10 protein-coding genes and 2 pseudogenes are annotated in these 13,706 nt (G+C 73.9%); 5 read left to right on the plus strand and 7 right to left on the minus strand.

All coding sequences use genetic code 11. The features are described from left to right. Positions 1 to 69 precede the first annotated feature (69 nt). Complete coding sequence (locus tag ACIBZJ_RS01035; protein ID WP_395924091.1) at positions 70 to 1,869, plus strand: sensor histidine kinase; 1,800 nt, start codon at positions 70 to 72, stop codon at positions 1,867 to 1,869. A 4-nt stretch (positions 1,870 to 1,873) separates the two neighbouring features. Here ACIBZJ_RS01035 and ACIBZJ_RS01040 read toward each other — a convergent pair whose 3' ends face one another. Next, a complete protein-coding gene (locus tag ACIBZJ_RS01040) occupies positions 1,874 to 3,427 on the minus strand; it encodes an alkaline phosphatase D family protein (RefSeq protein WP_395924093.1) in 1,554 nt (517 codons plus the stop codon). A 21-nt stretch (positions 3,428 to 3,448) separates the two neighbouring features. Then, on the minus strand, positions 3,449 to 4,069 hold the full coding sequence (locus tag ACIBZJ_RS01045) for a TetR/AcrR family transcriptional regulator (RefSeq protein WP_395924095.1): 621 nt from the start codon (positions 4,067 to 4,069) through the stop codon (positions 3,449 to 3,451). Between the two features lie 113 nt (positions 4,070 to 4,182). On the opposite strand from ACIBZJ_RS01045, the gene ACIBZJ_RS01050 reads away from it, so the two are divergent. Then, entirely contained in the window at positions 4,183 to 5,697 is a 1,515-nt protein-coding gene (locus ACIBZJ_RS01050; RefSeq protein ID WP_395924097.1) for an MFS transporter, read from the plus strand. Between the two features lie 50 nt (positions 5,698 to 5,747). Here the strand turns inward: ACIBZJ_RS01050 and ACIBZJ_RS01055 are convergent, their stop codons facing one another. The 3 genes and pseudogenes from ACIBZJ_RS01055 to ACIBZJ_RS01065 all read right to left on the minus strand — a co-directional run. Beyond that, a complete protein-coding gene (locus ACIBZJ_RS01055) occupies positions 5,748 to 6,482 on the minus strand; it encodes an ABC transporter permease subunit (RefSeq protein ID WP_395924099.1) in 735 nt (244 codons plus the stop codon). Continuing rightward, positions 6,479 to 8,002, minus strand: coding sequence for an ABC transporter permease subunit (locus tag ACIBZJ_RS01060; RefSeq protein WP_395924101.1), 1,524 nt, complete (start codon positions 8,000 to 8,002; stop codon positions 6,479 to 6,481). The genes ACIBZJ_RS01055 and ACIBZJ_RS01060 overlap by 4 nt, the downstream gene beginning before the upstream one ends. A gap of 80 nt (positions 8,003 to 8,082) precedes the next feature. Then, positions 8,083 to 8,733: pseudogene (locus ACIBZJ_RS01065) on the minus strand (ABC transporter ATP-binding protein); the annotation flags it as partial. Between the two features lie 105 nt (positions 8,734 to 8,838). Here ACIBZJ_RS01065 and ACIBZJ_RS01070 point away from each other — a divergent pair. Continuing rightward, positions 8,839 to 9,492 (plus strand): annotated as a pseudogene (locus ACIBZJ_RS01070) (response regulator transcription factor); the annotation flags it as partial. A gap of 194 nt (positions 9,493 to 9,686) precedes the next feature. Next, entirely contained in the window at positions 9,687 to 10,805 is a 1,119-nt protein-coding gene (locus ACIBZJ_RS01075; protein WP_395924103.1) for a sensor histidine kinase, read from the plus strand. 85 nt (positions 10,806 to 10,890) lie between these two features. On the opposite strand, the gene ACIBZJ_RS01080 is transcribed toward ACIBZJ_RS01075, so the two are convergent. Together ACIBZJ_RS01080 and ACIBZJ_RS01085 are read right to left on the minus strand one after the other, a co-directional pair. Then, positions 10,891 to 11,730 (minus strand): ketose-bisphosphate aldolase, encoded by an 840-nt coding sequence (locus ACIBZJ_RS01080; RefSeq protein ID WP_395924105.1) that lies wholly within the window; start codon positions 11,728 to 11,730, stop codon positions 10,891 to 10,893. After that, positions 11,724 to 12,680, minus strand: a complete 957-nt coding sequence (locus ACIBZJ_RS01085; RefSeq protein WP_395924107.1) for a 1-phosphofructokinase family hexose kinase — start codon at positions 12,678 to 12,680, stop codon at positions 11,724 to 11,726. Before ACIBZJ_RS01085 ends, ACIBZJ_RS01080 begins: the two co-directional genes overlap by 7 nt. Before the next feature lie 75 nt (positions 12,681 to 12,755). Here ACIBZJ_RS01085 and ACIBZJ_RS01090 point away from each other — a divergent pair, with 75 nt between their 5' ends. Beyond that, on the plus strand, positions 12,756 to 13,685 hold the full coding sequence (locus tag ACIBZJ_RS01090) for a carbohydrate kinase family protein (RefSeq protein ID WP_395924109.1): 930 nt from the start codon (positions 12,756 to 12,758) through the stop codon (positions 13,683 to 13,685). Positions 13,686 to 13,706: the final 21 nt, after the last annotated feature.

Consider the following 13,706-nt stretch of genomic DNA (forward strand, 5'->3'; position numbering starts at 1 on the left):
ACAGGAGTAAATAAGTGCCCTCCGAACGGAGGACAGCGTCCGGGTTCGGCAGTCCGTAGCATGCGGCGGGTGCCGCGTATCCCGTTCCTCCGGCACGAGGCGGTCCGCGCCGTCCTCTGCGCGGTGGGCTCCGGGGCGCTGGTCCTGCTCTTCGGCTCGCCGTACTGGCGCGAGCACCCCGTCCACGGCGCCGTCGCGGCCCTGGCCTGCGGTGGGTTCGCCGCCTCGGGCGCGCTGCTGGCCACCGGGGGCCGCCGCCGCCGGCTGACCGGCTGGCTGCTGATCGCGGCCGCGTACTGCTGGCCGTTCGCCTGGCTGGTGTCGCGCGAGCACGGTCTCGGCCCGTCGATCTCGTTCTTCGGCCTGTACGGGTTCTTCGTCCTGTTCGGCACCGCGATCCTGTCGTACCCGGCCGGGCGGCTGCGCGGCCGCGGCGACCGGGTCTGGGTCGTCGCCGCGGCGATCGTCCTGGTCGGGGGCGAGGTGGTCTTCCAGGTCTTCACCGAGCCGGAGTGGGCCGGCCTGCCGCCGACCGTGACCTGGCCGAGCGGCCCGCCGATCCGCGCGGTCTGGGAAATCGGCATGCGCGCCCAGGCCGCCGGGCAGATCGTGCTCGCGCTGTGGTTCGCCGCGCTGCTCTGGCGCCGGTCGCGCTGGCTGTCGAACCTCGACCGGCGGATCGCGATCCCGGTGCAGGTCACCGCGGCGGCGCTGGGGCTGATCCCGTCGATCCAGGCCGCGCTGGAGCCCGGCACCTGGACCGATATCGAGACCCTGCAGTCGTTCTACTTCACCGAGGGCGTGATCGCGCTGGTGGTGGCGATCGCCCTGGTCTCCGGCGCCTTGCGCGACCGCTGGTGGGAGCTGAGCGCGCCGCACCGCGTCGTCCGGATCACCTCGTCCGGGACATCGGTCGCGACGGTCCGGATCGCGCTGGCCGACGCGCTGCGCGACGGCACGCTCCAGCTGTACTTCTGGGCTCCGTCCGAGGACGGCTGGGTCGACGCCGGTGGGGTGCCCGAGGTGGCCCCGGCCCCGGCCGCCGACGACGCGCGGTGGCGGATCCCCATCTCCGGCGATCCCGTCTCCGGGGACCCGCGCTCCGGGGGGCAGCAGCCGCTGGCGATCGTCGACGTCGACGGCTCCCTGCGCCGCCGTCCCCTGCTGGTGGACGCCGTGCTGCGCGCCGGGGGACAGGCGCTGCTCACCGCCCAGCTCCAGGCGGCCGTGAGCGCCAACCTCACCCAGATCCTGGCCGCCAAGGCCCGGCTGGAGGAGAAGCGGCTGGCCGAGCGTCAGCGCCTGGAGCAGGAACTGCACGACGGGCCCCAGCGGCAGCTCGGCGACCTGGCCCGCCGTCTGGAACGGCTGACCGGCCAGGTGTCCGACCCGCTGGTGGGCTCCGTCGCGGGTGAGTGCCGGGACGAGGTGCTGGCGACGGTCGGCGAGCTCGAGGAGCTCGCGCACGGGCTGCTGCCCGCGGCCCTGCGCGAACTGGGCCTGCACGGTGCGCTGGCCGCGGTCGCCGACCGGCTCGGCCTGCCCGTCCGGCTCCTGGTCGTCCCGGGCCGGTATCCGGCCGCGATCGAGGCGACGCTGTACTTCGCGCTCTGCGAGGGCCTGACGAACGTCGCGAAGTACGCGCCCGGCGCCGCGGTCCGGATCGAGGTGACGCTGGCCGACCACTGGCTGCGCGGCGTCGTGATCGACGACGGGCCGGGCGGCGCGCGGATCAAACCCGGTGGCGGGCTGGCCGGGATCGCGGAGCGGGCACGGAGCCTGTCCGGACGTGCGTCGGTCGAGAGTGCGCCGGGGGAGACCCGGGTGGCGATCGCGGTGCCGCTGGACAGCGCGCTGGTCGCGTCCTGAGTGGTCAGGGCAGGAGGCCGCCGGGGGCGCCGGACAGGTTGGGTGGCCCCTCGAGGTGGACGCCGGGCCGATCGCTCTCGACCGCGAACCGGGCCACGCTGCGGGCCGCTCCGGCAGTGGGATCGGTGACGCTGTCCACCACCCGCAGCCGGACGCAGAACTCGTCCGGCGTGACGTCGGCCAGCAGGTAGCCGCGCTGGTTGTCCAGGTAGCGGCAGTGCGGGTTCTCCTGCTGCAGCGTCGCGCGCTGGTGCCGGAACCGGACGAGGTCCGGGTCGCCGCCGGACGTGATCGAGGTGCCGACGAACTCGGACGCGACCAGCGGCGAGGACTCGTCGCGGAAGTCGGTCCGGAGATCGTTGATCCAGGTGGCGTGCTGGTCGCCGGTGAGCACGACCGGGTTGCGGGTCGCGCCGCTGCCGAGGAACTCCAGCAGCCGCCGCCGCTGGGCCCGGTAGCCGTCCCAGCCGTCGAAGCTGTACTTCTCGCCCGGTCCGGCCTTGCTGTCGCCCGCGGCGATCATGACCTGGTTCGCGAGCAGGTTCCACCGGCTCCCGGACGTCGCCAGACCGGACGTGAGCCAGGACTCCTGCGCCGGGCCGGTCATCGTCCGCCAGGGTTCCCGCGCCTCGGCGACCGTGGTCGGATGCGGCGAGCGGTAGGAGCGGGTGTCGAGGACGTGCAGCGTGGCGAGGTCCCCGAAGCCGAACCGGCGGAACATCCGTCCACCCGGGCCGAGGCGGATCGGCAGGTGCTCGGCGAACGCCCGCAGCGCGGCCGCCTTCCGGGCGGTGAACGGTACCTTCTCGACCGCCCGCGGGTCGGCGGGCAGGTCGCCGGTCCAGTTGTCGTCGACGTCGTGGTCGTCGATCGAGACGATCCAGGGCGCGGCCGCGTGCATGCGGGCCAGGTCGGGGTCGGTGCGGTACTGGGCGTGCCGGATCCGGTAGTCGTCCAGCGTGTACGGCTGGCCGGTGCCGGCGTGTTCCCGGATCAGCCCGGGCCAGGGCGCGGACTCGTAGAGGTAGTCGCCGAGCCAGACGACGAAGTCGAGGTCTTCGGCAGCCATCGACCGGTACGCGGTGTAGTAGCCGTCCTGCCAGTTCTGGCAGGACGCGGTGGTGAAGCGGAGACGGCGCACGGCGGCACCCGGCGCCGGTGCGGTGCGCGTCCGGCCGACCGGTGAGGACTGGCCGCCGGCCCGGAAACGGTAGAAGTAGCCGCGGGCGGCGTCCAGCCCCCGGACGTCCACGTGGAGCGTGTGGGCGTTCGCGGCGCGCGCCACCGCCACACCGGTCCGGACGACGCGGCGGAACCGCTCGTCGGCGGCCACCTCCCAGCGGACCTCGACCGGCCGGTCGGGCATCCCGCCGCGCGGTTCGAGCGGACGCGGAGCGAGACGGGTCCAGAGCAGCACGCCGTCGGGTAACGGATCACCGGACGCGACGCCCAGCGTGAACGCGCCGGCCGGGACCGGACCGCGGGAGGGGAGCAGGACCGGGCCGCCGAACGCGGCGGCGGTGAGAGCGAGGAAGCGACGTCGGGGAACCTCCGGCATCGGCGCTCCCGGTAAACGTCGTTATCCGCCCGTGACCTCAGTGTCGGTCTTGCGTACCGCTGGTAGCAAGACCTCGTCGACGATCGAAAGCAGGAAATCGCGGTCGACCGGCTGACGCAGGATCATCGTGCGGTAGAACACCATCGACGCGCTGACCTGGGACAACATCTCGACGTTGCAGTCGGCGCGGATCTCGCCGCGGTCGATCGCGCGGCGCAGCAGGGTGCGGTTGGCGGTGGCGCGGGGCTCGACCATCGCGGCGCGGAGCGCGTCGGCGAGCTCGGGTGACTTCTCCAGCATCGAGACGACGCCGGACATGATCCGGATCTTCTTCTGGGCGTCGGCCATCGTCGGCGGACGTATCATCGCGAGCAGGTCGCCGCGGAGCGTGCCGGTGTCGGGCAGCGAGTCGAACGTGTCTTTCTTGAGGCAGCCGACCGCGTCGATGACCAGCTCGGCCTTGGACGACCACCGCCGGTAGAGCGTGGCCTTGCCGGCCTTGGCGCGGGCGGCGACCTGATCGATCGTCATGCAGTCGTAGCCGGTCTCGGCGAGGACCTCGAGGGCCGCGTCGAGGATCTCGGGATCGCGCGTGTGATCGCGCTTGCGTCCCGGCTTGACGACGGGTGCGGCGGACGTCATTGTTGCCGACCCCCTTCTGACTAGTGACCTGTCACAGTACTTCAACGTTCCGAAACTTTCCAGTTCCGAAACTCTTAGTTTCGAAACTGCCAAGTTCCGTATATGGTGGTTGCATGACCACGGCAACTATCTCCCCGCCTAACGAGGCGGCTTCTTCCCGGCGCTGGTGGGCGCTGGTCACCGTCGGGCTGGCTCAGCTCATGGTGGTTCTCGACGCGACCGTCGTGAACATCGCTCTTCCGTCCGCCCAGGCCGACCTCGGGTTCTCCGACGGCAACCGGCAATGGGTGATCACCGCGTACTCGCTGGCGTTCGCCAGCCTCCTGCTCCTCGGCGGCCGGATCTCCGACCTGATCGGCCGCAAGCGGACGTTCATCGTCGCGCTGATCGGCTTCGCCGCCGCGTCCGCCCTCGGTGGTGCGGCCCAGAACTTCGGTTCTCTCGTCGGCGCCCGCGCGCTGCAGGGTGTGTTCGGCGCACTGCTCGCTCCGACCGCGCTGGCGGTTCTGACCACGACGTTCACCGTCGCGCGTGAGCGTGCCCGGGCGTTCGGTGTGTTCGGTGCCGTCGCCGCGGCCGGCGGTGCGATCGGCCTGCTCCTCGGCGGTGTGCTCACCGAGTCGCTGAGCTGGCGCTGGACGCTCTACATCAACGCGTTCATCGCGGTGATCGCGATCGCCGGCGCGCTGGTCTTCATCGACACGCACGTGCGGATCGGTCCGCGTCCTCGGCTGGACGTCCCCGGAACGCTGCTGGTCTCCGGTGCCCTGTTCACGCTGGTCTACGGCTTCTCGAACGCCGAGACCGACGGCTGGGGCTCGGTCTGGACGTGGGGACTGCTCGTCGTCTCGGCCGTGCTGTTCGCCGCGTTCGTGACCTGGCAGCGCCGGGCCTCGCACCCGCTGCTCCCGCTGGGCATCGTGCTGAACCGCAACCGCGGCGCCGCGTACCTGTCGGTGCTGATCGCCGCGACCGGCATGTTCGGTGTGTTCCTGTTCGTCACCTACTACCTGCAGGGGACGCTCGGCTACACGCCGATCAAGACCGGTCTCGCGTTCCTGCCGATGGTCGTCGGGCTGGCGATCGCCGCGCAGCTCTCGACGAACATCTGGGTGCCGCGGTTCGGGCCCAAGATCGTCGTGCCGGTCGGGCTCGCGCTCGGTGGCCTGGCGATGGTGGCACTGACCCGGCTCGGCGTGCACAGCACGTACGCGTCGGACCTGCTCGGGCCGCTGGTGGTGCTGGGGCTGGGCATGGGTACGACGATGCCGGCCGCGATGCAGACCGCGACGCTGGGCGTCGAGCGGCACTTCGCGGGCGTGGCGTCCGCGATGGTGAACACGTCGCAGCAGGTCGGTGGCTCGATCGGCACCGCGCTGCTGAACACGCTCGCTGCGACCGCGGCCACGAACTACCTGGCCTCGCACGGGCCGCTGACGTCCTCGTCGGCCGCGGAGGCGGCGGTGCACAGCTACGCGACCGCGTACGCCTGGGGTGCCGGCTTCTTCTTCACCGGCGCGGTGCTGGCCGCGGTGCTCTTCCGCCGCCGCCAGGCCCCGCAGACGGCTCCGTCGCCGGACCTGGCCCCGGCTCCGGCCGGTGACCCGGTTCCGGTCGTCGCGCACTGAGTGCTCCCTCTCGTCGCCCCGGCCCGCTCAGCGGGCCGGGGCGACGTGCGTCAGGCGTCTCTCCGGTGCAGGACCACGGCGCCGGCGGCCAGGGCCGCGACGGCCCAGAGCGCGACCACCCCCAGGCCCGCCCAGGGGGAGATCGGGAGTTTGTCGAGGCCGGTGGTGGCCTGGACCGCCAGGCCCGCGTCGGCCGGGCTGATCTGGCGCAGGTGCCGCCTCCAGGCCGGATCCGGCATCACCGCGGCGACGATCGGCGCGACGTAGAGCAGGCCGAGGACCAGCCCGGTCGCCGCCGCCGGGCTCCGGGTGGCGGCGGTGGCACCGAGCCCGAGCAGCGCGATCAGTACCAGGTAGACGACGCTCCCGCCCACCGGCCGCGCCACGACGTGCGGCAGGTCGTCACCGAGCAGGGCCCGTCCGGCCAGGTAGGACAGTCCGACGGCGAGCGCGCCCGCGGTGCCGGTCACGAGCGCGACCAGCGTGGCTTTCGCGGCCAGCACGGTGAGGCGGGACGGCATCGCGGTCAGCGTGACCGTGATCATCCGGGTGCTGTACTCGCCGCCGAGGACGCCGACCGCGAGGAGGGCCGCGACGGCCTGGCCGAGCTGGATCCCGGTGAGCGCGAGTTTCATCGTGTCGGTCGCGCACGGGCAGGTCACCGACCCGGAGGCGTAGAGGCTCAGTCCCGCCGTGGTGACGATCAGCGTGATCGCCGACCACAGCGCGGCCCTGGTGGTGCGCAGCTTGGTCCACTCGGCCCGGAGGGCATCGGCGTACGTCACGCGTCCCTCCGGCGCAGGAGGTAGGCGGCCAGCACGAGCGCGGCCGCCGTCCAGGCGGCGAGCACCGCCAGCCCGGCCCCCGGAGGCAGCGGGAAGTACCCGTTCGGTGGCGTGTAGAGGTTGTCGACCTGTGCGTACTGCACCGCGCTCTGCTGCACCGCGAACGCCGCGGCCGGGGTGACCCGTAACACCCACTGGGCCGCGCCCGACGGCAGCACGGTCATCGCCAGCAGGTACGGCAGCACGGTCAGCGCGAGGACGACCACCAGCGCGGGCGCGGATTTCCGGATCACCGACCCGACCGCGAGCGCCAGCACGGCACACAACGCCAGCAGCAGCCCGGTCCCGAGGACGAGCCGCGACTCGGTGACGAACGGCACCGGGTTGACGTAGACGCCGTTGCCCCGGAGCACCGCGCGGCCGAGCGTCACCGCCGCGGCGGCCGCCGCCGCGCCCAGCACCCCGGCGACCGCCGCCAGGACCAGGGCCTTCGCCGCCAGCACCCGCCCGCGGGCCGGGGTCGCGGTGAACGTCGTGGCGATCAGGCCGCGCCGGTACTCGGCCGTGAGGAAGAGCGCGCCGAGCGCGACCAGCAGGATCAGCCCGACGAACGTCCCGATCAGGGTCTGGGTGAGGCTGGTGCCGAGCCCGTTCACGCCGGAGACCGCGGGGGCGACGTCGCCGCTTCCGGTCAGCGTGAACACCCCGCCGGCCTGATGGGCGTCCGCCTCCGGGCCGGCCGACCCGGCCCGGCTGCCGTCGCCCGGGGCGTCCGCCGGAGGGGCGCCGGCCGGGTCGTCGCGCACCCCGCCGACCTCGCCGGTCCGCCACCGCGCGTCGGACGTGTGGCCGTTCAGGCTGACGTGATCGAAGACCGCGGTCGCGGTGCTCGGGCCACCGAAGGCGCCGCTGGTACCGAACGTCTGCGTCGACACCTGGCTGTACTGGGGCGACGTGGTGAACAGGCCGGCTTCGACGGTGCCGGGCAGATTCTTCACGGTCGCCGACCCGACCGCGTGCCAGGTGCTGCCGTCGGTGGACGCGGCGGCGGTGACCGTGTCGCCGGCCCGGCTCAGGCGCAGCCATCGCGGGTTCCCGGCCGGGCCCGGACCGTCGTGCACGTAGTCGTGCTGGAAGCGGACGCCGTGGGCGCCGGTCAGCATCACCGCGGCGTAGGAGGATCCGGGCTTCGTGCCGTCCTTCAGGATGAGCCCGGCCTTGGCCCACGGGACCAGGCCTGCCGTCGGCGGGCCGGCCTCCGACGGCCGCTCGCCGGTGAACGCGGTGATCCGGGCCGTGATCGAGCCGTCGCCGGTCAGCGTGCGGTGCACGAACTCGAACCGGTCGGTGACCTCCTGGCCCTCGGGGCCGCGGGGGAGCGCGCACCGGGCGCTGCAGGTGCCTTGCTGGCCCGGCAGCACGCCGAAGCCGACGATCAGCAGAGCACCGAGCAGGGCGGCGACGAGCCACCCGCGGATCGTGCGGAACTTCGTCCACTCGGCGTGCAGGAGGGTTTTCACCGGAGGCCACCCTCGGGCGTCCGGAACTCGACCGCGTCGCGGGTGAGGTCCACGTAGGCCTGCTCCAGCGAGTGGTGCACGGCGAGCAGGTCGGGCAGGGCCGCGTCGGCGAGCACCCGGCCGCGACCGACGACGACCAGGTGGTGGGCGGTGTCCTGCAGCTCGCCCATCAGGTGGCTGGAGACCAGGACCGCGCGGCCCTCCGCCGCCAGCGTCTTCAGGAAGCCGCGCATCCAGATGATGCCGTCCGGGTCCATGCCGTTGAACGGTTCGTCGAGCATCAGCGCCGGGGGGTCGGCGAGCAGGGCGGCGGCGATCCCGAGGCGTTGCCGCATGCCGAGCGAGAAGCCGCCCGCGCGGCGGCCGGCCACCGAGGTCAGGCCGGTGAGCTCGAGGACCGTGTCGGCGCGGGCGCCGTCGAGGCCCTGGGAGTGGGCCAGCCAGAGCAGGTGGTTGCGGGCGGTGCGACTGGGCTGCAGCGCGGCCGCGTCGAGCAGTGAGCCGAGCTCGTGCAGCGGGCGCCTGATCGTGCGGTAGGGCCGGCCGCCGACCAGCGCGGTGCCTTCCTCGACCGAGTCCAGGCCGAGGATCACCCGCATCGTGGTGGACTTTCCGGCGCCGTTGGGGCCGACGAATCCGGTGACCAGGCCCGGGCGGACCGTGAATGTCATCCCGTCCAGGGCGAGGGTGGATCCGAACCGCTTGCGGAGGTTCGTCACTTCGATGGTCATAACTGTCTCCTCTCGTCGGTGCACCGGTCTACGCGGTGGGCGGTGTCGCGCCGGTGTCGTGTTCCGACACGCTTCTGACACCCGGGGGCTGGCATCGTGGTGCCGGTGAGAGTGCTGGTCGTGGAGGACTTCGAGATCCTGGCCCGGACCGTCGGGACCGGGTTGCGCCGCGAGGGGTTCGCGGTCGACACCGTCCTGGACGGGACCACCGCCCTCGAGTACCTCGCGGTCACCGACTACGACGTCGTGGTGCTCGACCGCGACCTGCCGGGCGTGCACGGGGACGAGGTGTGCCGGCGGATCGTCGCGGGGCATCCGTCGTGCCGGGTGCTGATGCTGACCGCGGCGTCGGCGGTGCGCCAGCGGGTGGAGGGGCTCGGGCTGGGGGCCGACGACTACCTGCCCAAGCCGTTCGACTTCGGGGAGCTGGTCGCGCGGATCCGGGCGCTGGCGCGGCGGCCGGGGGCGTCGTTGCCGCCGTCGCTGGCCTTCGGCGACCTGACGCTCGACCCGAACGCCCGGGTCGCGACCCGCGGCGGCCGCCGGCTGACCCTGACGCCGAAGGAGTTCGCCGTGCTGGAGTACCTGCTGGCCGCGCCGGGGCGGGTGGTGCCGGCCGAGGAGTTGCTCGAGCACGTCTGGGACGAGGCCGCGGACCCGTTCACCACCGCGGTCAAGACCACGATCAAACGCCTGCGGACGAAACTCGGCGAACCGCCCGTGGTGTTCACGGTGCGTGGCGGTGGATACCGGCTCGGCGGGTACGGCGACGCGGCCCGGGACGATTCGTCCGCGGGCGGGTCGCCCACGGCCGGTTCGGCCGGGGGCGGGTCGTGAACGCGCGGGTCGTGAACGCGCGGGTCGTGAAGGGGCGGGTCGTGAAGGGGCGGGTCGTGAACGGGCGGCTCGTGAACGGGCGGGGTGGGAGGGGGCGGGGTGGGAGGGGGCGGGCTTTGCGGGGTCTGCGGGGGCAGCTGACGGCGTTGTACGCGGCGGCGTTCGTGTTGTGCGGCGGGGCGGTGCTGAGCGCGGCGCTGCTGCGGTCGCGGTCGTCGTCACCGGTCGGAGGCGGCTTCGCTCCGCCCGGGCCGACCGAGGCCGAAGTCGCGGCCCGGCACGACCTGATCGTGACGTCGCTGACCGGGATCGCGGTGATGGCGCTGGTCGCCGTGGTCCTCGGGTGGCTGATCGCCGGGCGGTTCCTGCGTCCGCTGCGCACGATCACCGAGACCGCGCAGGACATCTCGGCCTCCAACCTGCACCGCCGGCTGGGCGTTTCCGGGCGCGACGACGAGTTCAAGCAGCTGGCCGGCGTGCTCGACGATCTGTTCGCGCGGCTGGAGGCGTCGTTCGACGCACAGCGCCGGTTCGTCGCGAACGCGTCCCACGAGCTGCGGACGCCGCTGACCGCGGAACGGACACTGCTGCAGGTGGCGCTGGCCGACCCGGACGTGTCGGTGGAGACGCTGCGGGCGGCCTGCCGCGAGGTGCTCGCACTCGGGGTCCAGCAGGAGCGGCTGATCGACGCGCTGCTGACGCTGGCGAGCTCGGAGTCGGGGATCGAGGAACCGTCCGCTCTCGACCTGCGGGCCGTGGCGTCGTCGGCACTCGAGGCTGCGGCCGCACCGCCGCCGCCCGCCGCCGCGCCCGCCGCCGCGGCCGACGGGACCGGCCGGACCGGGCCGGCGGTGAGCGGGGAGCTGGCGGCGGCGCCGGTGGCCGGGGATCCGCACCTGGTGGAGAGCCTGGTCGCGAACCTGGTCGGCAACGCGCTGCGGCACAACGTGCCCGGCGGATGGGTGCGGATCACCACCGGCGCGCCGGCCGGGCGCGCGGTGCTGACCGTGAGCAACAGCGGCCCGGTGATCCCGCCGGACGAGGTCGCGCGCCTGCTGGAGCCGTTCCAGCAGCTGGGCGGCCCCCGCCTGCGTACCGGCGGCGGGCACGGCCTGGGCCTGCCGATCGTCCGGGCCATCGCCGACGCCCACCGGGCCGCACTCGACGTCCGCGCCCGCCCGGACGGCGGCCTGGACGTCACGGTGACGTTCCCCGGGCCCCGGACGCCCCGGTGACCGGCGGATACCGGGCCGCGTCGGAGGCGGCCGCGGTGCCCTCGGCGACCTCTCGTCCGGGTGCCGCCGCGGCGCGGGCGCGGTGTCAGTCCCCGGCGAGCAGGGTCGTCAGGCGTGCGACGACGGACGCGATCGCGTCCCGGGCCGGTGCCAGGTACTTGCGCGGGTCCACCAGGGACTCGTCGGCGGCCAGGGTCTCGCGGACCGCGCCGGTGAACGCGGTGTTCAGCGCGGTGCCGATGTTGATCTTGACCATTCCGGCCCGCACCGCGGCCGTGAGCTCGCCGTCGGGCACGCCGGACGAGCCGTGCAGCACCAGCGGGATCGCGATCGCGTCGCGGAGAGCCGTGATCAGGTCGTGGTCGAGGCGGGCGGTGCGGCTGGTCATCGCGTGCGACGAGCCGACCGCGACGGCCAGCGCGTCGACGCCGGTGGCGGCCACGTAGCGGGCGGCCTCGGCCGGGTCGGTGCGGACACCCGGCGCGTGCGGGTCACCGGCCTTCCCACCGACCTCGCCGAGCTCGCTCTCCACCCAGAGGCCCTGCGCGTGCAGCCGCTCGACGGCGGCCGCGGTGGTGGCGACGTTCTCGTCGTAGGGAAGCCTCGACGCGTCGACCATGACCGACGAGAAGCCGTGCGCCGCCGCCTGGTCGAGCAGATCGAGGTCTTTGACGTGGTCGAGGTGCAGCGAAACGCCCACACCGGCCGTGGCCCCGATCGCGGCGGCGGCGGCCGCGACCGGCGCGAGGCGGTTGCCGTGGAACTTCACCGCGTTCTCGCTGATCTGCAGGATCACCGGCAGCCCGGCGGCCTCGGCGCCGGCGACGATCGCCTCGGCGTGCTCGATCGTGATGACGTTGAACGCCGGGATCGCACGCCCGGCCGCCCGGGCGTCGGCGACGAGGACTCCGGTGGGGATCAGCATGCGGAACGCTCCGATTCGGGGGAAGACGCGGCGGCGGCCGCGAGCGGGCTGACGGCGACGGCCGGGCGGAACCGGTCGGCGAGCGCGAGGTCGGCCGAGCCGGCGATCGGGGAGGCCACCGCGGCGGCCGAGAGCGCCACCGCATCGGCGAGGAGCTCGGGCCAGGGGGCGCGGTGGCGGAGACCGCGGGCGAGCCCGGCGACGGCCGCGTCCCCGGCGCCGGTGGGGTTGCCGTGCACGACCTCGGGCGGCCGCGCCTGCCAGCCGCCGTCGCCGGTCACCGCGACCAGCCCGTCGGGCCCGGCCGACGCCACCACCGCACCGGCTCCGAGCGTCCGTGCGGCCCGCGCGGACTCCACGAGCTCCCCGTTCGTGCCCACCAGGGCGGCGAGTTCCTCGGCGTTGGGCTTGATCAGGGCGGGACCGGCCCCGATGCCCAGACGCAGGGGTTCGCCGCTGGTGTCGAGGATGACCGGAACGCCGGCCGGTCCCGCGTCCAGAACGAGTTGGGCGTAGGCGTCGCCGGGCAGGCCGCGGGGGAGGGAGCCGGACAGGACCACGACGTCGGCCTCGGCCACCAGGAGCGCGAAGCGGACGCGGAACGCCTCCCACTCCTCCGGCGTGACCTCCGGGCCCGGCTCCCAGAAACCGGTCGCGCCGCGGCCGTCGGAGACGGCGAGGGTGCGGCGGGTCTCCCCGGCGACCGGCTCGAACGCGGACGGGACGCCGTCGGCGTCGAGCAGGCGGGCGAGGCGGGCGCCGGTGTCGCCGCCGAGCAGTCCGGTCGCGAGCACGGGCTCGCCGAGCGCGTGCAGGACCCGGGCGACGTTCAGGCCTTTGCCACCGGCCCGCTCCTCTGGCGGCGCGACCCGGTGGGTGCCGTGCGGCACGAGCGCGTCGACCCGGTAGGTGACGTCGAGCGCCGCGTTGAGCGTCACCGTCAGGATCATGCTTGCTCGCTCCTTTGCGCGACTATGCTCGATTCAAGTACCTAACGAATGTAAACGATCATCAGGAGCGCGCTGATGCCAGTCGCAGATCTCGACGTGCTGATCGTCGGCGACGCCAACCCCGATCTGGTGCTCCGGGGAGACGTCGTGCCCCGGTTCGGGCAGGTCGAGCAGTTGCTCACCGACGCCGATCTGGTGCTCGGGGGGTCGGCGGCGATCACCGCGTCGGGCTGCGCGCGGCTCGGGCTGCGGACGGCGCTGCTGGCGCGGGTCGGCGACGACGTGTTCGGGACGGTGACGCGGGGGTGGCTGCGCGATCGGGGCGTCGCGCTCGAAAACCCGCGGCCGGGTACGGCCGAACCGACCGGGCTGTCGGTGATCTTGTCCAGTCCGGACGACCGGTCGATTCTGACGCTCCCCGGGACGATTCCGACGTTGGCGCCGGACGACGTGTCCGACGAACTGCTGGCGCGGACCCGGCACCTGCACGTGGCGTCCGTGTTTCTCCAGCCGGCGCTAGCCGAGGGACTGGCCGGGGTGATGGCACGGGCCCGGGCGGCGGGGGTGTCGACGTCGGTGGACACGAACTGGGACCCGGCCGAGAAGTGGGGAGGGATCCGCGAGGTGCTCGCGGCGACCGACGTGTTCCTCCCGAACGCGGCGGAGTTGCTCGCGGTGACCGGTCTCACCGACGTGACGGAGGCCGCGGCGGCGCTGGTCGCCGGGGGGACGACGGTCGTGCTCAAGGACGGGGCCCGGGGCGGCCGGGTGTGGGCGCCGTCGGGGGAGTTCGCGGCGCCGAGCCTCGCGGTGGACGTCGTGGACACGACCGGGGCCGGGGACAGCTTCAACGCGGGGTTCCTGGCCGCGCGGCTAGGTGGGTCGACGCTGGCGGAGGCGGTCGCCTGGGCCGCCGCCGCGGGCTCTCTGAGCACGCGGGCCCCGGGAGGCACGGCGGCGCAGGCGACCGCCGGGGAGGTCCGCGCGGCCCTCGCGACCCGCTGACCGCGCGGCCCGCCCGCGGCG

The sequence above is a fragment of the Cryptosporangium sp. NPDC051539 genome (assembly GCF_044454545.1).
Taxonomy (GTDB): Bacteria; Actinomycetota; Actinomycetes; order Mycobacteriales; family Cryptosporangiaceae; genus Cryptosporangium.

Bases quoted from the DNA above. Each gene is read 5' to 3' on its own strand.
- ACIBZJ_RS01050 (WP_395924097.1), top strand. From the start codon at position 4,183: ATGACCACGGCAACTATCTCCCCGCCTAACGAGGCGGCTTCTTCCCGG.
- ACIBZJ_RS01040 (WP_395924093.1), bottom strand. From the start codon at position 3,427: ATGCCGGAGGTTCCCCGACGTCGCTTCCTCGCTCTCACCGCCGCCGCG.
- ACIBZJ_RS01045 (WP_395924095.1), bottom strand. From the start codon at position 4,069: ATGACGTCCGCCGCACCCGTCGTCAAGCCGGGACGCAAGCGCGATCAC.
- ACIBZJ_RS01090 (WP_395924109.1), top strand. From the start codon at position 12,756: ATGCCAGTCGCAGATCTCGACGTGCTGATCGTCGGCGACGCCAACCCC.
- ACIBZJ_RS01080 (WP_395924105.1), bottom strand. From the start codon at position 11,730: ATGCTGATCCCCACCGGAGTCCTCGTCGCCGACGCCCGGGCGGCCGGG.
- ACIBZJ_RS01085 (WP_395924107.1), bottom strand. From the start codon at position 12,680: ATGATCCTGACGGTGACGCTCAACGCGGCGCTCGACGTCACCTACCGG.